At 39.4% G+C, this 20,548-nt stretch carries 21 protein-coding genes; 14 read left to right on the top strand and 7 right to left on the bottom strand.

Translation table 11 applies throughout. The features are described from left to right. The 10 genes from GJU39_RS18790 to GJU39_RS18835 all read left to right on the top strand — a co-directional run. Nucleotides 1-555, top strand: a 555-nt coding sequence (locus tag GJU39_RS18790; RefSeq protein WP_209437688.1) for a hypothetical protein, incomplete at its 5' end; no start/stop codon positions are given. Next, complete coding sequence (locus GJU39_RS18795; protein ID WP_154282542.1) at nt 542-967, top strand: acyl-CoA thioesterase; 426 nt, start codon at nt 542-544, stop codon at nt 965-967. The genes GJU39_RS18790 and GJU39_RS18795, both read left to right, overlap by 14 nt. 30 nt (nt 968-997) lie before the next feature. Then, on the top strand, nt 998-3,406 hold the full coding sequence (locus GJU39_RS18800; protein WP_167515721.1) for an outer membrane beta-barrel protein: 2,409 nt from the start codon (nt 998-1,000) through the stop codon (nt 3,404-3,406). Between the two features lie 78 nt (nt 3,407-3,484). Next, nucleotides 3,485-3,856: a nuclear transport factor 2 family protein gene (locus GJU39_RS18805; protein WP_154282544.1), complete on the top strand. Its 372-nt coding sequence runs from the start codon at nt 3,485-3,487 to the stop codon at nt 3,854-3,856. Between the two features lie 47 nt (nt 3,857-3,903). Then, on the top strand, nt 3,904-4,668 hold the full coding sequence (locus GJU39_RS18810) for an ABC transporter permease (protein WP_154282545.1): 765 nt from the start codon (nt 3,904-3,906) through the stop codon (nt 4,666-4,668). Then, the gene (locus GJU39_RS18815; protein WP_154282546.1) at nt 4,658-5,380 is read left to right on the top strand and encodes an ABC transporter ATP-binding protein; all 723 of its coding nucleotides are present in this window, start codon (nt 4,658-4,660) and stop codon (nt 5,378-5,380) included. Before GJU39_RS18810 ends, GJU39_RS18815 begins: the two co-directional genes overlap by 11 nt. 22 nt (nt 5,381-5,402) lie before the next feature. Beyond that, the gene (locus GJU39_RS18820) at nt 5,403-6,440 is read left to right on the top strand and encodes an ABC transporter substrate-binding protein (RefSeq protein ID WP_167515722.1); all 1,038 of its coding nucleotides are present in this window, start codon (nt 5,403-5,405) and stop codon (nt 6,438-6,440) included. Between the two features lie 827 nt (nt 6,441-7,267). After that, complete coding sequence (locus tag GJU39_RS18825; RefSeq protein WP_154282548.1) at nt 7,268-7,435, top strand: hypothetical protein; 168 nt, start codon at nt 7,268-7,270, stop codon at nt 7,433-7,435. Nucleotides 7,436-7,519: 84 nt separating this feature from the next. Further along, nucleotides 7,520-7,672: a hypothetical protein gene (locus GJU39_RS18830; protein WP_154282549.1), complete on the top strand. Its 153-nt coding sequence runs from the start codon at nt 7,520-7,522 to the stop codon at nt 7,670-7,672. A 5-nt stretch (nt 7,673-7,677) separates the two neighbouring features. After that, nucleotides 7,678-8,478 carry a hypothetical protein gene (locus GJU39_RS18835; RefSeq protein WP_154282550.1) on the top strand — a complete coding sequence of 267 codons (801 nt, stop codon included), beginning with the start codon at nt 7,678-7,680 and terminating at the stop codon, nt 8,476-8,478. A gap of 343 nt (nt 8,479-8,821) precedes the next feature. On the opposite strand, the gene GJU39_RS18840 is transcribed toward GJU39_RS18835, so the two are convergent. Next, a complete protein-coding gene (locus GJU39_RS18840) occupies nt 8,822-9,397 on the bottom strand; it encodes a hypothetical protein (RefSeq protein ID WP_154282551.1) in 576 nt (191 codons plus the stop codon). A gap of 501 nt (nt 9,398-9,898) precedes the next feature. Between GJU39_RS18840 and GJU39_RS18845 the strand changes: the two genes are divergently transcribed. Continuing rightward, nucleotides 9,899-10,429, top strand: coding sequence for a hypothetical protein (locus tag GJU39_RS18845; protein WP_154282552.1), 531 nt, complete (start codon nt 9,899-9,901; stop codon nt 10,427-10,429). Between the two features lie 67 nt (nt 10,430-10,496). Here GJU39_RS18845 and GJU39_RS18850 read toward each other — a convergent pair whose 3' ends face one another. After that, nucleotides 10,497-11,018 carry a hypothetical protein gene (locus tag GJU39_RS18850; protein ID WP_154282553.1) on the bottom strand — a complete coding sequence of 174 codons (522 nt, stop codon included), beginning with the start codon at nt 11,016-11,018 and terminating at the stop codon, nt 10,497-10,499. A 164-nt stretch (nt 11,019-11,182) separates the two neighbouring features. Here GJU39_RS18850 and GJU39_RS18855 point away from each other — a divergent pair, with 164 nt between their 5' ends. After that, complete coding sequence (locus GJU39_RS18855; RefSeq protein ID WP_154282554.1) at nt 11,183-11,611, top strand: hypothetical protein; 429 nt, start codon at nt 11,183-11,185, stop codon at nt 11,609-11,611. Nucleotides 11,612-11,831: 220 nt separating this feature from the next. Here the strand turns inward: GJU39_RS18855 and GJU39_RS18860 are convergent, their stop codons facing one another. From GJU39_RS18860 to GJU39_RS18870, 3 genes are all read right to left on the bottom strand, one after another. After that, nucleotides 11,832-12,887 (bottom strand): hypothetical protein, encoded by a 1,056-nt coding sequence (locus GJU39_RS18860; RefSeq protein ID WP_154282555.1) that lies wholly within the window; start codon nt 12,885-12,887, stop codon nt 11,832-11,834. Between the two features lie 145 nt (nt 12,888-13,032). Beyond that, entirely contained in the window at nt 13,033-13,578 is a 546-nt protein-coding gene (locus GJU39_RS18865) for a hypothetical protein (protein WP_154282556.1), read from the bottom strand. Between the two features lie 9 nt (nt 13,579-13,587). Further along, nucleotides 13,588-14,031 carry a hypothetical protein gene (locus GJU39_RS18870; RefSeq protein WP_154282557.1) on the bottom strand — a complete coding sequence of 148 codons (444 nt, stop codon included), beginning with the start codon at nt 14,029-14,031 and terminating at the stop codon, nt 13,588-13,590. 289 nt (nt 14,032-14,320) lie between these two features. On the opposite strand from GJU39_RS18870, the gene GJU39_RS18875 reads away from it, so the two are divergent. Together GJU39_RS18875 and GJU39_RS18880 are read left to right on the top strand one after the other, a co-directional pair. After that, nucleotides 14,321-16,234 (top strand): tetratricopeptide repeat-containing sensor histidine kinase, encoded by a 1,914-nt coding sequence (locus GJU39_RS18875; protein ID WP_167515723.1) that lies wholly within the window; start codon nt 14,321-14,323, stop codon nt 16,232-16,234. A gap of 3 nt (nt 16,235-16,237) precedes the next feature. Then, complete coding sequence (locus tag GJU39_RS18880; protein WP_154282559.1) at nt 16,238-16,870, top strand: response regulator; 633 nt, start codon at nt 16,238-16,240, stop codon at nt 16,868-16,870. Nucleotides 16,871-17,071: 201 nt separating this feature from the next. Here the strand turns inward: GJU39_RS18880 and GJU39_RS18885 are convergent, their stop codons facing one another. Beyond that, nucleotides 17,072-19,510 (bottom strand): bifunctional YncE family protein/alkaline phosphatase family protein, encoded by a 2,439-nt coding sequence (locus tag GJU39_RS18885; RefSeq protein ID WP_154282560.1) that lies wholly within the window; start codon nt 19,508-19,510, stop codon nt 17,072-17,074. 19 nt (nt 19,511-19,529) lie between these two features. Next, nucleotides 19,530-20,366 (bottom strand): hypothetical protein, encoded by an 837-nt coding sequence (locus GJU39_RS18890; protein ID WP_154282561.1) that lies wholly within the window; start codon nt 20,364-20,366, stop codon nt 19,530-19,532. Between the last annotated feature and the right edge of the window lie 182 nt (nt 20,367-20,548).

Raw genomic sequence — 20,548 nt, forward strand, 5'->3', positions numbered from 1 at the left:
TTCTGCTTTTTTCAAGCAACAACTCTGGGGGTCAATTTAAAATTGGCGAAAGGGGGTCAAATTTATTGGTATATGCAGATTACTTCAAAAACAGAGGATTTTGTGACCACTAAACGATATGATGGTAAGCCCTTCACTCAAAAAGGGCACATTTCCAAAACACATATGAGAGATTTGACCGTACAGCTGCTTACGCCTTATCAAATCGGCTGTGATTTGGAACAGGTTACCATTAAAGAAGATGATCATTGGCTTGCTTTATTGGGACAGGAACGCTATAATTTGGCGACATATGTTTCGCGTTCCTGTAAAGAAGAACTATCTGTTTCTGCTACAAGAATATGGGGGATAGCTGAAAGTTTAAAAAAAGCAGATCTGCATCTCATGGAGACAATACTTTTTAATCAGCAAAAAAGTAGTCAACTGCACTATTATAAATGTGGTAACCATACTGTTCTTTCCCTTTCATTTATTGCAAAAGAGGCTAATGTCGAATCTGTTTTTACAACGGTACTCGTGAATGAATTTAATCCTGTAGATCATGAAGAGGTTTGAGTATTTGCATACGGTTAGTTTTGAAGAAACGAACCTGATAGGTAACGTTTATTTCGCCAATTATTTGAAGTGGCAGGGCATCTGCAGGGAGCGTTTTCTACAGGAGAAAGCACCGGGAGTCTTGGAGGATATTCAAAATGGACTGGCATTGGTCACTATCTCCTGTAGCTGTAATTACTTTGGTGAGCTAATGGCCTTTGATAAAGTGCTGGTAGGAATGTATTTATTAGGGATACAACAGAACAAGGTGAAAATGAGGTTTGAATATTTAAAAATGGTGGATGGCGAAAATCAGCTCGTAGCAGAAGGTTTTCATGAAATTGGCTTTTTTATGAAAAATGAAGATAAACTAATCCCTATAGTGGTGCCATCCTACATTCATAATGAACTCGGTGTTTATTTAGCCGGCTAAATGCAGATCCTAACTATAATAACAGATCCTATGAGATTATTACTTACACTACTATTAATACTAAGTCCATTTGCTTTTTTATACGCACAAGAAAAGACATTCTTCGTTAAGGGTCATGTTTTTAGTCAGCAGCTACCTGTAGAACTGGCAAATGTATCTTTACTGAGCAATAGAGATTCTTCCTTTATTGGTGGTGCAGTTTCTGATTCACTCGGTTATTTCAAAATTAATAAAATAGCCGCTGGCCGTTACCTGTTGAAAATTTCTCATCTGTCCTATGAAAAAAGAATAATTGCGATTGACTTAACCAAGGATAATGATAGTGTTGACCTCGGGCCAATTTTAATTAACGCTAGTGGTACCGCCTTGAAGGAGGTCACAACGACAGCCTCAAAAGCATTATTTACGAAGGAGAAAGGTAAATTAATTTTTAATGTAGAAAATAGCATTGTTGGCGCCTTACGAACAGATGTGGTGGAGATGATTAGTAATTTACCTGGAGTATGGATCGATAGGCAAAGTAATATTCTATTAAACGGGCAGGAGAAGGTGAGGGTAACAATTAATGACAGACCTACATACCTTAGTCGAGGCGATCTGCTTCAAATGCTTAAGGCTATCCCTGTAAGTAATATCAAAGTCTTAGAGATCATTACCAATCCATCCGCGAAAAATGATGCTGAAGGTTCAGTCGTGATTAATATCAGGACAAAAGAAAAAGTTGATGCGGGCTTTACCGGCGTTTTGAATACAGGTTTCGGAAGCTCCATCGGCTACGGAAGATTTTATCCCAGGGCGAATTCTGGCTTGGACCTCTCCTTAGGAAAAAAGAATATATCGGTATTTTTAAATTATAATTATGGCTATAAAAAGTCGTTGGGAGAAATTTCTGAAACACTCTTTTTCGAAGATGCTACACTAAATCAATCAATTAGATTTGAAAGCCTTCCGGAACAAACGCATACACTCACTTCTGGCATAAATTTGAAGGTAGCTAAAAACCAGTCTGCAGCATTTTTTTATACTAAAAACTATAGTAGAAATAAAATTGATCAAAGCAATTACATACGGCTCTCCAATTTATCCGCAACTTCCACAGATGTCATTTCCTTTGCTGATGAAATCCCTAAAACAAATCAAGATGCCCTCAATTTTTCCTATGATTATAATATAGATTCCTTAAATAACCTGAGATTAAGTGCAGATCATATTCACCTTATTAAGGATCAGCTTGGGAATTACGAAAATAGCTATTTAACTGCCGGTACATCCCGCATCGAGGAAAACATCACAAACAATTCGTCTACAGGGATCAGCGTGTGGGCTGGACAAGTTGATTATAGCCTCAGTGTCAATAAACAATCTAAGTTTGAAGCAGGTATGAAATTCAGTAACGTAAAGACAGAAAACATCGTAGATTTCAGAGGTATTGGCCTCATCGATAGTACCCGTCAAAATGCCTTTGCTTATACAGAAAACCTAGCTGCGGGATACCTCAATTATAAAACTGAGATCAAAAAGTTAGGCATCTCAGCAGGAATAAGATATGAAAATAGCAAAATGTCGGGTTCTTCTTCTACCAATCTTTTTCGCTTTGAAAGAGATTTTTCCGGATTTTTCCCAAGTTTTTCCCTGGATCATCCGTTGACTAAAACAATAGATTTAAACTTCGCTTACTCCAGACGAATCGCCAGGCCAAACTATGTAGACATCAATCCGTTTATTTATTATGTAAATCCATATGTTGTACTGGAAGGTAATCCCAACTTGGTTCCTTCCTACACCAATAAATTCGAGCTCACCGCTCAGCTGCAAAAGAAATATACCGTATCATTAACCTATCTGCATACCAAAGACGTTTTTACGACCGCTCAGTTCCAGGATATTGTACAAAAGACCCAGCGTTTAATGCCTGCAAATGTAGGTGACCTTTCAAGTATAGAGCTAAATTTAGGTGTACCATTTACCCCTGTATCGTGGTGGGAAAGTTACTTTAATATCGGTGTTGTTTATCAAAAATACATTGAAAATGAATTGATGTTATTGGGATATACACAGAATTCAAAAACTTCATTTCAGTTGTTCAGTCAACATGCTTTTACACTCCCAAAAGCGATCAGCCTGGAAATTGACAATACACTTATCTCTCCGTCGGTACAAGGACAGTTTACATTTGCGACGATTTACAGTTTCTCTGCTGGCTTTAAGAAATCTTTTTTGAAGAATAAGCTTGACCTAAAGATTGGAGTGAATGATTTTCTGAAAACGCTTCGCTACGATGGGTCTCTTCAAGGTGTAAGATGGCGTTCTGAATATAAAAATGCAGGAGATTCGCGCCAGTTGAAAGCGACACTCCGTTATAATTTTTACAGCAAAGGCAAGATAGCGACCAAAAAAGCCAAGTGGATCAGCGATGATGAGAAGAAACGAATGAAATAAATTTGAACATTCTAGCTATCGCTTAGCCGTTTGATCAGTTTAGCATAAAATTCAATTAATAGAAATAAAATTAAACATATGAAAACAGAAAACAGCGAATTAATCAACACGTATTTTGATCTTTTCAATAAACATGAATGGGAAAAGATGGCCGATTTGTATACTGAGGAAGCAGAAATTAAGGATCCATCGGTTGGGCAGCAAGTTGTTAAACAAAGCAAGCAGGAAATTATTCAGCGCTACAGTGAAATGCAGCAGATGTTTCCAAATTTAAAAAATGAACTTGTACAAGTTTATCCTTCTGGCGAATCTCATGTTATTGTAGAGTTCGTATCATCCGGGACAGCAGCAGATGGTTCTGATTTTACACTCCCCATTTGCGTAATCTTTACCATAGAAAATGGAAAGATCACCAAAGACTTTTCCTACTATGATAATTTCGACTCCTAAATTGTCTAACCTATACTGATACTGATGATATTTTTAAAGCGCTCCAGATGAAGAAGTTTAGTGTTCCTTTGCTATTGCCCTTGTTTACAATTTCAGTGATTTTAATCATCTGGCAGTGTATCTCTTACTTTGAAGTGTTCCCTGATTATGCTTTTCCAACGCTGAATTTAGTATTATTAAGTTTTGCTGAAGAATTATCGAGCCTCAGGCTGGTTAATGATACCATCGCTTCACTATGGAGGGTAATAATAGGTTTCCTGCTTTCTGCTACAGTGGCAATACCTTTAGGCTTATATTTTGGACATCGTAAAGCTTTACGACAAGCATTCATTCCGACATTAAATTTTTTTAGGTTTCTTTCTCCACTTGCCTGGATTCCTTTTGCAATTCTCTGGTTCCATATTGGAGATAAACCAGCTGTCTTTCTGATTTTCCTGGCAACCTTCTTTCCGCTTTGCCTCTCCGTAATTTCATCCGTAGCCACTATACCTGATATTTATTTCAGAGTGGCAAAGGAATATCATTATAAGGGTTCAGAGCTGCTTCTGAAAATAACACTTCCGGCTATTTTACCGCAACTTATTTCTGCATTAAGAATTTGCTATGGAATAAGCTGGATTGTGATCGTAGCTGCGGAAATGGTCGGCTGTCAGGATGGTCTTGGTTACGGCATTTGGGATGCTAGAAATGCATTGCGCCTTGATACTGCAGTCTGCTATATGATCACCATTGGCATTTTGGGGATGACTATCGATCGTGTCTTTCTTCAGTTCACTAAAGCTAAAAACATAAAGTGGGGTTATGGGAAATAATAATTGGGTCAGTCATATTTCTATTGAGAATGTATCCTTCGGATACCATAATCAAAAAGTAATAGAAAATCTAAATCTCAAAGTCAATAAGGGAGAAATAGTTGTCATTATTGGACCATCTGGTTGTGGAAAAACATCATTGCTTAATTTACTAAACGGTTATCTCTTGCCTCAGTCGGGTGCCGTGCAGATGAATGGTTTAATTCGCACTGTTCATCAACATGGCAGTCTATTTCCATGGCTGACAGTTAATGAGAACATCGGTATAGGATTGCGTCATCTCAAAAGCCAGCGGACACAACAAAAGGCTATTCAGGATATGCTCGAACTCATTAATATGGAAGGCTTTGAAGATCACTATCCCCACCAGTTATCAGGTGGAATGAAGCAGCGCGTTGAGCTTGGACGTGTGCTTGCCGGGGATGCGGATATTATTTTAATGGATGAACCCTTTTCCTCACTTGACTACCAGGCAAGATTAAAAATGAGAAGGGAACTAATCGGCCTATTGGCAAAACGACCAAAAACAGTTATCATGGTTACACATGATATAGAGGAGGCTGTCCAAATTGCGGACAGGATCTTGGTTTTAACAAAGCGTCCCAGTATGGTGTGTGCAGAATTGGATGTAAATGTAGCTCATCCAAGGCATATTTCTGATCCGGATCTCATCAAGATAGCCGATAACGTATTACATGAGTTGGGTTTATGAGTTAACTAAAATTTTTAAAATCATGAAAAAAATCTATCAACTTCCAGCAGTATTGGTAACCATACTTATCATACTCGGAATTCTGCGTTTCAATGTACTGACCATTAAAGATGTGGGCGAGAATTCCGCTCAGTCAGGCGAAAAAAAATCCTTGAATGTTGGCTACCTGCCTGTAACCTGTCATCTTACTTGTCCAGTTACTGATTTTGCTTCAAAATCTTCTTCTTCTACAACCATTTTCAAATCCCAGCGATTTTCAGATTTTCCCACCGTGGTAAGTGCATTACAGACCAAGAAAATACAAGCGTCATTTATGCTTGCGCCGCTCGCAATGAAAATGAAGGAAGATGGATTACCTATTAAAATCTGTTACCTAGGACACCGGGATGGTTCTGAACTAATCGTGGATAAATTTAGCAAGGCCAAAAATCTGCGTGATATGGTTGGGAAAAAGATTGCTATTCCGAGTTTTTACAGCAATCAGCACTTTGTTTTACTTAAATTGCTAGAGAAGCAAGGACTGGCTGAAAATGCAATAAACTTTATTCCGCTTCCGCCACCGGATATGCCAACGGCGTTGGCTACGGGTGCGATTGATGGCTTTTTCGTAGGAGAACCTTTTTGTGCTAAAGCTGAGATTGAAAATATTGGACGAGTGCTTTATTTTGCAAGAGATATATGGCCGGATTTCATATCCTGCGTACTAGTGGTACATGAGGATCTCATAAAAGAACAGCCAAAAGTTGTTAAGGACTTGGTCAAGGGTATTGCAGAATCAGGTGCATGGGCACAGCTGCATAGGAAGGAGGCAGCAAAACTTGCCGCAGTATATTATCGTCAGGATCCGAGAATATTGAATTATGTGCTAACCTCATCACCAAGAAGAGTTAGTTACGTTAAATTAAAGCCAAGTGAACAAGAATTACAGGAAATTGCCGATGTAGGCTTAAAAATGGGATTTCTAAAGAAAAAAATCGAAATGTCTACTTTACTTGATGTTAGCTTTGTTCCTGAGCATATTCTACCGGCAGATATCAAATTAGATAAATCTATGCAATAGCAGTGAGAAGTTAATGGCCCGTTCGCTATTAAGTATGCTGGATAATATAGCTACGCCCTGTTCGGTGAACACGAAAGGGGGTGGCGGGCTGAATTTTGCCGACTTTGGCAGGTTATCATAATTTTGATAACCTATTGCTATTCTTCTTTGGTTAATTACACTCATACTCCTGGTTGGACAGAAAACCTGTTAATATTTTAATTTCACTAGTGATCACGCGAATAATCTCATACAATTATCTGCCTGTAGCCTGATCGGGTTAATGGCAGTTATCCAATTATTTGCTTCGGAAAGCGTCCTGAAGCCTTTATTAATTCTATAGCGCTGTGCACAATAGAGAACGTAAAATGACTTGGTTTAGAAAGCAATTTACGCTTAGTCTCATTTGTGAAAATATCAACTTCCGTTTGATTTAGCTTCTTATTCATAGTTTCTAAAGACTCAAATTTTTAACTAAATCATCTTCTGAGACATTATTGTTCAAAGACTTTTTATCCATATTGATTCTACTTTGTTGTTTTTTCGCGGCCACAGGAGCTTGAAGTTTTATGATTTTAATCTTGCTTATTCTATGTAAATTAGCCTATTTGTTCATAGCAAATTGTAGCCCGTATTGTTAAGTTCCAGGCAAATCTCAATACGTATGAACAATCAGTGTCCTAATATCGTGAATTGACACCGGTAGATAATAGCATTTGTTTACGCCTCATATAAAAATTAATTGTTTGGGCATTGCTAACTCAAGTACTGCTATTTTTTTAACTTAACACTGCAAATAGTAATTGTTGAGATAAGATTCAATTTTTTAAACCAAAGAGGGGACATTAATGTTGATTAAAAAAAGAATGCTTTATGTATCCCATTTCCAGATTTGCTTTAATCGTATCGATGTTGACTTTCCTTTTGGCCTGCAAAAAAAGAGCGATGGTGAAATTAAGTTTGATGATAGCAGGGTAGTAAGTGGCAAAGTATACGGCAAGGCCTTCAAAACGTAAATTACCATTAAAAACGGATACTTTTCAGCAGAATATTATGGGGGTAGCGGCTGGCGGTGGACCCGGATTGTTACCTTTAAATACTTGCCCGCAGAAAAGAAATGGTTTTTATTTAAGGATGGGGGCGAAGGTTTCAATGCGATAACACACGAAGAAGCAAAAACCAAAGCAGGTACGGTAAAAAACTTCGGCAAAGTTCCTTTTCAAAGTTTCAATATCTATGCAAATAAAAAATAACCATCATGAATAAAATTAATTTTCGTCTCTTGTACATGTTGTTATGCCTGTGGAGCATCACATGCTTGTTTAATAGTGGAGTTAAAGCACAGCCTGCAGGCACCACTAATTTTTATTCAAATATCAAGAATTACAACCTAGCTCCGTTGTGGCGGGCAGATCGCCTTAGGCTGCTTAGTCTTAAACAAGATCAACCTTTTCCAGAGCCTTATGGCATACTTGGGAAAAACAATCAGCGTTTTTATATTCACTATACCTCCGTTAGTAAAGATGCAGGAAATCCCTACCGCTACAACGTTCAGGGGAAAACGCGCGTTGGTAATCAGGTCCGGACTTTTACAGGAACAATTACGGTAAAACAGGCGGGCATTTTTAAACCCGGGGAAAATCCCTATGCACCAGAACCTTTTAAAGGCTATAAGCGCGGACAACTGATTTGTCAGGTTGCGCTAACTGAAGCCAAAACCGCGCCCGGAAGTGGCACTATTGCCGGGGAAGTCACTACTGATTTTTGCCTCAATTCACAAAACCAACTTCTTTATGATACCATAGACTTTGGAATAGATGGTTATGGGAATAATAAATTTACAGGCACACTTAAAGCATTAAATAGTAAGGTTGGCCAAAAGCTTCAGTATGGAGATTATTCATTTTTAGACTCCGAATTTAATGATGTTGATGGCATTACCGTTCCTCCAAAATATGAAAAGTATGGCTGGAAAAGTTTTTTAGATGCAATACCTTCTGATGTTCGCCCTGCCAGCAAAGCTGCCATCGCCGAAGAAAAACGCCAGTGGTGGAAATAATATTTAACTATTTAACAGGTTCCCAGGCAAATATATTATCCTGTTGATTTTGCCTTGGTACAGTGCATTTACGCTCAAGGCACAGGATGATTTTAATACTGAAGTGCCAAGGAAATGATCATGCTGAATAGTACCAAAGACTATAAAAAAGCTTTAACTGTCGCCAGGCAGGCTGCTTCAAATTAAATAAAAATTAGACCTTCCGTGGCCTAAGCCCAATGTCAAGTTAGGCCTAACTACCAGCAAGGCTGATTGTTAAGAAAGGGGAGGTGGTGATGATGTTGGCTATCCACGCTATCGGGCACGGGGAAATGGGAGTGCATTTAATGACAGCTCCCGGTGATTAATAAAATTCCGGATAGCTTAATCTGGATACACAACTGCTGCTTTGTGCTAAGCTCGTATCTTTCCATTGCTGCCAGTTGAACTGCTCAAATACCTTTTCAATTTTTATGCAGGTCTGAAAGTCGCTTTCCGAAACTTCATATAAGTTGCCGTCTGAGGTACCAGACACGGAGAACAGAATTGCACTATTGCGGATCGTAACAAACACATTTTGTGCCGCAATACTTACATGGCTGGGCTGTTCCAGATCAGGGTAAGCGGCAACAGGTGTTTTAAACTTTTGAAATTCGCTATAGGGGTAAGACTTACCTGTAATAGGCTGAGGATCACCGGGCCCGATTACTCCAGGCACAATCCCAAGTTGGGCAAGTTTGTTTTCCAAATCAATTCTATCCTTGAACAGGATGCCAGCCTTAAATGCATCACCATCATTCGCGTGCCCTCCCCAAGCCCTTACAAAATGAAAATAACGCAAATCACGAGCCCATGCAGCTACAGTTTCCTTGCTGTGCTGACCAAACATATACCAATCGGGGCGTTTCTCCATAAATTTTAATCCTGTTGTACCATTCATCTTCAAAAGATTGAGAAGTAACCTTTACTTGCTATTTTATTCAGCTATTATTCAATTACAATGCCATTAATCGATATTTCTTTACCGTAAAATGTCATAGTGCAGCATAGGCATCCGTATAAGACGCAGTTGAGCGTTGGCCGGAGCAGTTGTAAAGCTTTGTTTTAGAGAATTAATTGTCCGGGTTGGGTTTATGTTGAAACTGACCATAATTGTGATGGCGCCGTCAAAGTTGTTCTGTTTTTTTGCAAAAACTTTCAGCAGGTCATCGCTAAATCTTCTTTGCCTCTACAGTTCAGTAAAATGAACCAGGATAGGAAAGAGGTAACTTATTTTTGGCCGTGTCTACTGCAGCTGCACCAGGAACTACCTTCATAACTACGCACAATCGAAGTGTTATTTAAACTGTTGTAAATTAAGGTGCAAAGATTACGCATATAGCTGAACTGGTGGGGTGGAAAATTAATTAAATCCTTTTTTAATTTAATCTGTTGTAAATCTATGAAGAGGCTAATTTTGAGTAGCGCAGCAAGTTTGATCATATTGAGCAGCTACAGGGAAAAAACGGAGAGCCAAGTTGCAATTCAGGCTCCTGCAAGTTCAGTTTTTGCAGCAAGTTATACAGATATTAGCGCCGAACAGCGATCTAACCAAAGCGCTGAGCCTACCGATGCAGCAATTCCCTCAACTTGGGTTGGCAAATATTCTGCGTATTTCACTTACGGAGATATAGCCGGGCAAAACGCAGGCTGGGAATTAGATATCAAGATCACAAACAGCAAGATCACCGCCGAAGGAAAAGGTTTCCAAATGGCGTTTTTGGATGAGTTAAGTGCTAAAGCAATCGGTTCTAAACTGATTTTAACGCATCTTAAAAATGTGTCAGGTTATCGCACAGGTAAAAGCATGATCCCCGAATTTATTTTAATTAATGATCATGGTAAGTTTTATGTCCAATCCAAATGGATAGACGGTGATGTAAAGGAAAAACCGGAACAATTCGGGTATAAAATTGATAAAACAACTTTGTAGGCTATTGTCGATCACTGATATCACCAAGGGCAATGTCATATATAAGGGCTAAGTTTTGTACTTGGAATTAGTTACCCACCAACATGCTATTTTTAAAAACCTTGGCCCATTTTTCCACGAACAGCACGCTCAGCGCAGGTTGCTTCACCGCCACGAAATTGGAATACAAAGCCCGTTTACCCTGAATGATGTAGTAGAGTTGCGATTCGGGAGTGTCGCTATTGTTGAACCCTGGCGACTCGACGCGGAACAATATCCAGGGTGAACCCGATTTGATTCCCTTTTCAATCATTGTGATCTTGGCTCCGGGGGCGTTCTTGAGGGTTTGATTATAAGTCATGGTCATGGCTTGTTCTACCGAAACAGATGTAGAGCCCATCATGGACAGCATCGTGCCTATGATTGTCCAATTTTTAAAAGACGCATTTCCAGGTAACAGTTCAACCATACGCGTATTTCCACTTTTCTGGTTAGAACCTATTTTCCATTTGTACTCATCCGGCCAGGCTATCTTTAAGGTTTCCTGTGCCTGGGCAAAATTAACGATACAAGTTAAAACTAAACAGATGATAATGAATTGCTTTCTCATAATTACTTGTATTTTATTGAATAACATTTTTATAATCGTTTAGTGTTAATTTATTTCGCATATGATGCTGCCTGGCTTTTTTAAATAAATCAGTGGTAAAATGACAAGAAAATAAGAAAAAAATCGACAACGTCGGAAGGCTTGGTTTAACCGAAAAAATTATCGTGTACCAAGGCACTGGCGACCTATCGAAGGCCATAAGGACTTTTAATATCCAGCTTTTAGCGGGCTTTGGGCCAATACCTATTCAATCCGTAATTAATCTTGCCGCTTTTATCAGAGAAGATCTATTGATGGTAGCAATTCTCCAGCGGCTTTTACCAAATCTTTTGAAACTTTCAAAAGGAAATCCGGTGCGTGCATTTAATAATATTGACCAATTAATCACCAGAGCGTACGAACACCATCTTTATGAAACACTCGAAGATCCATCTCTTCAAACGGATTTCTTATCACTTCTAGATTCAATGATTGAAGGTGGTTCATCAGATGCGTTCTGGATTAGGGAATTTATGATATCTTTCCCTATAAATAGGCTTTCAGCAGACATATTTTCTATGGCCTGTTCAGAAAATAGACTTCTTGTTAAATAGATATATACCGAATGAACTGCCAGGAATTTTAGACTATTAACTTCAATATTCGCCCTTTGAAAAACCAGCAATAACCGCGGATGATATATGGTATTTCGATCATGATGACAATTGGTTTGACGAACTCATGCAGCCGGCTAATTTATTGCTAATCTGCATACAATGCAAAGGCAACTGTATATCAGGGAAGGGGAATTGTCATTTTTCCAATCATTCCTTTTTAATGAAAAGACTGTATGTTTTGTTTGATCTCATCATTATTTAAACCGGTAATTTGATAAAATTCGTGTACAAACTGTTCAAGTTGTTTACTGGTTCGAAGGGATGCTATAGTTAAAATATCGGCCTGGCCAGGTTTTCCCGGTTTATTAAACCTTAAGTTGACAGCAGTTCTTGTGTAAATAAAATTAGTATAGATGCGCACTGTTTCTATTCCTATAAAATCCTCAAAATGATAATGCTTATTTAAATAACCTATCATTCCGGTTCTTTCAATGGTTTGAGCTGCCTTACTAAAAATTACTTTTGTAAATACTGCCGTAATACAGAAAAATCCGAAAAAGAAGAAAAGTGTTCCTACTATAATTGCAGCTATCGGGCTTTGGGGAATTACAGTAAAGAATGAAGTGCCTAATAAAATAAAAAATGCACCCAGTATGACAATTCCTATTTTTTTGCTTTTTAAAAGGTATGAACCATTTTCATAAACAAAATAATAATAGGAAAGCATAACTGGTGGAGCTACATCGTATAAAGTTTTATGGTGTTGGCGAAGGGAATTATGAATAGCCGGAACCACTTCCTTTGTAAAGGCAATTGCATTGGAATTTTCTTTTTTTCTATAATTTCTGGAAATTACAAAGCCTGGACCAAAGCGGTTGTCTTTTTTGAATATCCTGTATGCATAACTTTCGCCATATATATCTTTTGCACCAACTTTGCTAATTTCCTGCAGCTCGCTAAAGGGTATTTTACTTACGGTGGCAAAACCCCATAGCTTCTTACGCATGATGCCGCTTTGGTGATCAAATTCGATTAAAGTATTGGCGTATCCTAAAGTAACTATTAAAAAAAACAGAATCCCAAAGGCCACTAATAATGGCGCTTTGCCATGGTCTGTTTTAGCAAAATCAGAAAAATGGTACAACCAAATAAACACGCCTATACCTACCAGCGCTATCATAATGCTGTCTATATAAAGACGGCCATACGGGCGAATTGTTATACGATCTGCCGTGATGGTCCACCGTGTTTTTGTAACCGATTTGAGCAGCATAACGGGTTAAATTTGTTATAGTACAATTAATGCGCCTGATCTTTTTTTTAGATAGGTGGCCATGAAAAGCAGAAAGAAATAAAGACATTCGCTTCCCATTACGAATTGGCTTCTTCTTACTACGATAGTATTTTGTTAACCGTTTTTAAGGCGCTATTACTACCCCATCAATGGTGATACTATTACAGGAGACAGAAAGAGCACTCATGCTATATGCGTCGTTATAGGACGCTCTGGATATCTGGTCGGAGTAGTTTGAAACTTTCGCCTGTTTAAATTTGATTATCCTGACCGGATTTTTACCATAAGTATCTGTAACGGTAATCGTCCCATCAAACCGGGCATCCCTTTTGAAAAGAATTTTCATCATACTGGGTTCTATTTTTTTTACTTCCATAGAAAGGTAAAAATAGTCAGATTGTTCCGCCGCCACCTTTTTGCCAGTTGTGCTATTGCTGTCAACAGCATATGCAGTACTATACCCACTCATTGTCGTGCTTATATTGTTAAGATCCACAATAATCTTTTGGCCGCCTTCGTCAATCACCATTTGGATTTTGTTTCGTTCCTCTTCAGACTGGGCATGAACGGAATTGATACCTGCGCCCAACAAAATGAGCAGCAGGGTTAAAATAATATTTTTCTTCATATCGGATTTCTTTGGTGCTGAATACGCTTTTACAGCTAACATTTTTCTTTCTTATTTCTTGGTTTTTTGCTGTTCCTTATATTCCTGTAAAAACTTGTTAGGCGTGCAATTATCAGATAGATCTTTGGCATAAGCAATATACATCGGTGATTTTTGCATATTACTTTCTTTAGGAAGGTATATTTCGTAGTTATTGTTCCTTAAAGTCATAATGATATATGCTTTCCCTTTGTAAGTAATTTCATAATCTGCCTTACCGTTGTAGTTCTCTACCTTGGCTTTAAATATTTTTCCAGCCCAGGAATGGTCAATATCATAAACCCCGATCAGTACTTCGTTATTTTTGTCGGGGCCATAGCGTGCCGTAGTAACAATCAGGCCTTCCTCGCCTCTGTAAGTTTTACAAACTTTTCCCATTTCGGTCTGCTGCGCGGCGACGCTGAAGCTGATAAACATCGAGAATAAAACAGTAGTGATGCTGAGTAACTTTTTCATTATTTTTTGTTTTAAATTATTAGATTTAATCAAAGATGCTCCATATCTGTAAGTCTCACAATAACACTTTTGTATCAATCCTACTTTTATTTAGCTAAAACCTACACCCCGAAACCGGCATTCTATAATGGCGTACCATCACACCTTTGTATGAGTTCCCCGGTAGATACATTTGCTTACCTTTGTTTAGCTGCGAATATTTAATGTAGCCTTGTAAACCTATATGCGATTGTGTGAAAAATATTTTTGTAACCGGGGGCTTTCAGGCATATACCTGTTGTTCTGTGCCATGGTACTCTTATGTGGCTGCAGGCAAGATCAATCTTCAGGTAATGTTGCTTTTTATAAACGTAGTGTAAGCGTTTTGTTAAAGCCGCTGATTAATGCAGCCATTAACAAGGCAAAAGGCGACCCTGTAGCTGCTATTCCGCTTTACGAAAAGGCGCTTGCTGTCGCGAAACTGCATAAAGATGATGTAGCACAGGTGAAGAGTTACCGCATGCTGGTCTTTTACTACAGCATTTACAAGAATGATTTTACCCACGCGATAGCACTTTCAGATGCATCCATCCTATTGGCCAAAAAAATAAACGACCCGAATACGTATAGTGACCTGTACGCCTCGAGGGCAATAGCCTACAGCGTAGCAGGCAAACTGAATGAAGCTGCGGATGCAAGTACAACCGCACTGCAATACCTACAGCGGGACAAAGCACCGGATAGTTTAAAAAATTTTCCGCTGTACAATAACCTGGCCGTATTACATACCCAGCTGGGTAACTATAAACTCGCCGTGGAAAATGCCAATAAGTTTTTAAATCACTACACGCCTTTAAAGGATACCTCGAGAATGATTGGGGCTTATCAAACGATGAGCAATGCCTATTACCAGGCAAACGATACCGTTAATTTTCGTATTACAGCCAGAAAAGCACAGGCATTACAACGAGATTATGCTGATAAAACGAAGGAATATATTGTAAACTCGCTCATGGTGGCCATGTATAAAAGCACCAAAAATTACGATAGTGCAAAAGTTATTTCCGAACAAATGTTAAAATCGGATACAAATAGGAATACACCCAGGCATTTTGAAACTTTAACCCAAATGATGGAAATAGCCGACCACGCTAATGATACGGCGTATGCGGCAAATATATTGAAACAGGGCATTCCGATGCAACAGCTTTTTGATGAAAACCTGCTGCCGCTTTCGTTGAGGAAGAACGTTTTCGATGGCTATTACAACATACTTAAAATGACGGGCAATAAGGAATTGGCACAAGTCTGTTTAGCGCATGCTTACCGCCTTGCCGGCGAACTGCGTAAGCAGGAAATAAATAAAGACCTCGAAAAATATGAAATAGCACGCAAAAAAGTAATGCAGGAAAACGTATTGCTTAGCAAAGACCTGCAACTGACCCGGAAAAGCAATACCATTACCATTTTAATCATGAGCGCCGGTTTGCTTGCCCTGGCAGGAACTGGTTTTTTGATGAGCTATCGCAGAAAAATACAAATAGAGAAAAACCGTTTTGAGTTGCTGGAAAAGGAGCAGCAATGGACACAAAGCAAAGCGGTACTGGAAATGCAACTCGTAGAACGCACCCGTATTGCACAAGAACTACACGACGACCTGGGCGCATCCCTAACTTCCATAGTGCTGAGTACCGAATTGCTGAAAAGAAAACATCCCCAACTGGATGCAAGAGAGATCAGCATTATAGCCGATAACTCTACGCAATTGGTAGATCAAATGAACCAGATTGTATGGACATTGAATAATAACAATGACACCCTCCAAAGCCTGCTGGCCTACACGCGCAAATTTGCAACAGGATTTATGAATGATGCAGGTATTCACTTTACCATGCACTTACCGCAACCCATTGCCGAACATATTCTGGATGGCAGTGTACGCCGAAATCTTTTTCTTACGGTAAAGGAAGCGCTCCATAACATCGTAAAACATGCTCAGGCCACAGCCGTAACCCTTAAAGTAACCATTACCGAAACAAACCAGTTAATCCTACACCTGGCTGACAATGGAAAAGGCATGACTGATCAAAAAGAAGAAATTGTTTTGGGCAATGGCCTGCGCAATATGAACGCAAATATGCAAACCATTGGCGGCACTATTATTTGGGTAAATAATCCCGGTGGGGGAACAGGCATTACGGTTACTTACCTTTTAAAAACCTAACCAATGAAAAGATTAATTACCATAGCTATTGTAGAAGACAATGCATCTATTAGCGAAATGCTGCAATCTATCATAGCAATGGAAGAAAGCTACTTATGTACCGGCGTATTTAGAAATGGGGAAGATGCACTGAAAGGGATTCCGGAGCTACAGCCCGACGTAGTACTGATGGATATCGGATTGCCGGGAATTAATGGCATAGACTGTATAAAGCAATTAAAACCCACCTGCCCCCGTACAGAATTTTTGATATGCACGATATATGATGAGGATGAAAAAGTGTATCAGGCTTTGGAATATGGGGCATCATCTTATATCCTTAAACGAAGCAAGCCTGAATTTTTATTGCAATCTATTCGCGAGGTGCACGATGGCGGCAGCCCAATGAGTCCTGATATTGCACGCAAACTGGTACAACGTTTCCAAAAAAAAGAAAATAAAAATGCTGCCGCGTTAACGATTACCCCAAGGGAAAAAGAAGTTTTAGAACTGCTTTCCCAAGGGCTTTTTTATAAAGAAGCATCAGATAAGTTGGGCATTTCCATCAATACCCTTAAGCGCCACATTTACAACATGTACCAAAAACTACAAGTAGATAATAAAACAGAAGCGATTAACAAGGTTTTTGGGAAATAGAATAATAACGGTTAATTTATAGAATTATATATTCCTTTTGAGCATTTAGGTAATATAGGTTTGAAAGTCTCCACACTTTATTTAGGTACCATGAACTATTGTGTAAAAGGATTTTTCGACTACATGGGCAATCTTAGCCAAAAATAAGTTGACGAACAAATAAAAACCGTAACAGATGCCGGTGTTAATTTTAATTTAAAATTAATCATCATCGTCCTTTTTCTTCTTTTCCAGAATAACAAATGCGCTTCTTTTCGGAGCTGGCATTACAGCGTTTTCACCTTTGACCGATTTCCAAATGACTTCATTTAAATCGAGATCAGGTGCTGAGTCTTCCTTCGCAAAATTGAAAAACTCTGATCGTCTGCTACTCTCATTAACGGCCACATTTCTGGTATTCAAATTAATCAAAGGTGTAATGGCGCTGTATGGGGTAAAATCTGGTTTGCTGGTAAAACATTCGAATAGGGGAACCGCAGCGGCATCATATTGACTCATTGGTGGTAAACCCAGGATCAATTCCATTGTTCTTAAAAATCCTGAAGTGGAATACATGGTGTGCACGGCTGTATTTCTTTTTACGTAAGGGCCGATTATATAAGCCGGAGACCGGTGTGCATCTACATGATCGGGGCCGTTTTGGGCATCATCCTCCAGGATAAATACGACCGATTCTTTCCATACCGCGCTGTGCGAAAGTTTATCAAGAATTCGGCCAACCGCGAGGTCGTTATCGGCAACTGCAGCCTGTGGTGATACTTTTCCTTTTTTCTGTCCGCTGGTATGATCATTCGAAACCCGGAGCGTACTGAATTGGGGAACGGCGCCGGCAACCACGAGCGAGTCAAAATCACGGATCCAGGCATCTGCCCTTACCTGATCGGTGATGTCCATATCAAATCCGGGTGAGCTCGGGCACATATGCCCCTGTAGCGACTTTATATTGGCTTTTGCATAATCTCCGAATTCGCCGTAACTGCGGTAGCTAACTCCTGCACGCTGACAATAATCCCAAATAAAACCATCTTTAGGGTAGGTTACAGGTCTGCCGCCTTCAAAAGTGGTACTTCCTCCACGGGCTCCATAGCTTGTAGGCCATGTTTTTTCTACCACATCCGTAGCATAGGCTGCCATGCTCCAGTTATGTCCATCGGCACTCACTTCTGCATCTACATAAAAATTATCCAGCAGCACATAATTTTCTGCAAAAGCATGCTGGTTTGGAGTGATTCTTTTTCCAAAAAGCGTCAGGGTCGAATCGCCATTCCCTTTGGGCATATCCCCCAGAACCTGATCATAGGTGCGGTTTTCTTTGATGATGTAAAATACGTGCTTGATGGGAGATTTTTCACCTTGTTTACGGGGAACAGGATTACCCGCTTCGCCATCTGCCGTAATCATTTTTTTATCCGTGAAGGGCGTATTTGCGTAAACCTGCTGAGTATAAACTTTTAATTGTTCGAACTTTGGTACATCCACAAAAGATAAACTACCCTTAAATAATCCTGCGATATACTGGAGCTTATTATTAGCCGTGCTCCCCATTTGATAGCCGCTATTATCGGCTTTTGAAATAGGCTGTGGGCCCTGGGGGTTTGCCATTGAGGTATTGCCCTTGCCATTGGAAACCAAAATTTTTGAACCGATAACCTTAACGCTGGTTGGATACCATCCGACAGGGATGAAGCCTTGACTTTGACTTGTTCCTGGCTGCGCAATATTGAAAACAGCCAGACAATTATTATCCGCGTTTGCGATATATAAAGTTTTTTCGTTAGCACTTAACGCTAAACCATTTGTTGTTGAACCTGTTAGCTGAGTTGCATACAAAGTTGTTACAATTGTTTCGATAACCTTATTGGTTACGGTATTGATTACCGAAACAGAATTGTCATTTGCGTTGGCCACAAAAAGAAAATTTCCCTTTTTGTTAAGCAAAAGTTCATTAGGATGATCGCCAACAGGGATAGTACCAGTAATTTTTTCTTCGATCGTATTGACAACGGCCACCGCACGACCTCCCCATAACGAAATGTATAATTTCGATTCATCGCCAGAAAGTGCACAGCTATAGGCAATGGCTGGCAGCTGAATTTTTTTGGTTATTTGTTTGCTGGCTGGATTGATAATATAAAGGCAACTGTCTTCTTTGGTTACGGTAAAAAGCTTAGTATTGGATTTATTTACTACGATTCCTGCTGGGCTTATTTTGCTTTTTGGCCAAACCTGTCCGAGTTTTATGGTATCTCTTTCTGCAAGTTTTTGATTACGGATACTGAAATTGATAATGATATTATCGTTCCCGCCAGATACATAAAGTTGCTTTTCGTCTTTGCTAAAAGCAAGCCCATACCATGATTTAGTCAATATCTTTTCATCTAAAACCTTTTCACTTTTAGCGTCTATCAGCTGAAGAGACTGTGTACTCTGTCCATTGTTCGTAATCGCTACATATTTTCCTGATGAACTTACCTGCATATTTAAAGGCAAATCGCCCAGGGGGATAGCATGACCTGCGGGACTTAATTTCCATCCGTTAGGCAAAAGAACCTGTTTCGAATTTTCAATTTTTCCTGGCCATTGAGCGTACACACCTTGAAAAATCATTACATTTATAAACAGGACGAGATATTTTTTCATTGTAGAATAATTATTTTTATTAATGTAAATTGAAATTTACTAACGCCCGGATGGTGTATCCATTGCCAGATGCAACAGACCCGATTTCGCGGATGGCCTCTGAAGGGATAACAGTACTTCTGGTCGCATAAAATACAGGTCCGCCAGATAAAGAAAATGATAGCCTGGAATGGTTAGGTGATAAATTCATTGATGGCCCAATCATGACCTTTGCTCCACCCTCAGCCTCATCTTTTTCCCAGAAACCTTCCAAGTCCTGACCAATGGCTTCAAAACCCAAATACCAGCCCCCGGTGATGCGATGCTGAAAACCTATGGCAGAAATAAAATCCAGTTTATCACGTGTTTTATCAAATGCCTTTTCAAAACGTAAATTACCAAGGAGTCGCCAGTTTTGCTGATCAAAAGAAGTGGTAATGCGACTTATTGCAGATCCTACATTAGACCAGTCGCGACTTAAACCAAGGCCTGCACCCAATCGAAATCCGGTTGCTGTTTTTCCGCCAATTAAATCTCTTATTACCTCAGCCTGTTGGGCGGAGCTGGTTCCTCTGCCGTTTGCAAAGCCGATAGAAGCAGTTGCATAAAGTGTAAACCGGTTACCCAAATATCCCTTCAAGCCAAATTGCTGGCCAAGCCCATTATACCCGAATTGCCCGGCCGCTCTTTCTGCATAACTTCCTGAGTAATGGACATTCCATTTCTGATCATCAGCGGTGAGGGTATTAACGGAAAACAAAAAGGGCTGGGCAGTTATTGAAGCAGGGAAATCTGAAGGTGCTATGCCGGTTTTATGCTGAGCCTTGGAAAAGAAAAAAAAGAACAGACAGACGGTAACCAGTGCTATTTTTTTCATTTTATTTAATTAGTGATTCTCAAAAATAAGTTTGGAATATTAATCCAATATTAAAACTGCATTTAAAACAGAAATTTTACACAGCAACTGTTTTATCTTTTTAATTCCATTTATTTACCGGCAGCTTGCTCTTTAGGCCGGGGTTCGCCTGTAAACAGCTATCCTCCGCTTACCATCTCTTT

Source organism: Pedobacter petrophilus, from assembly GCF_009674725.1.
Taxonomy (GTDB): Bacteria; Bacteroidota; Bacteroidia; order Sphingobacteriales; family Sphingobacteriaceae; genus Pedobacter; species Pedobacter petrophilus.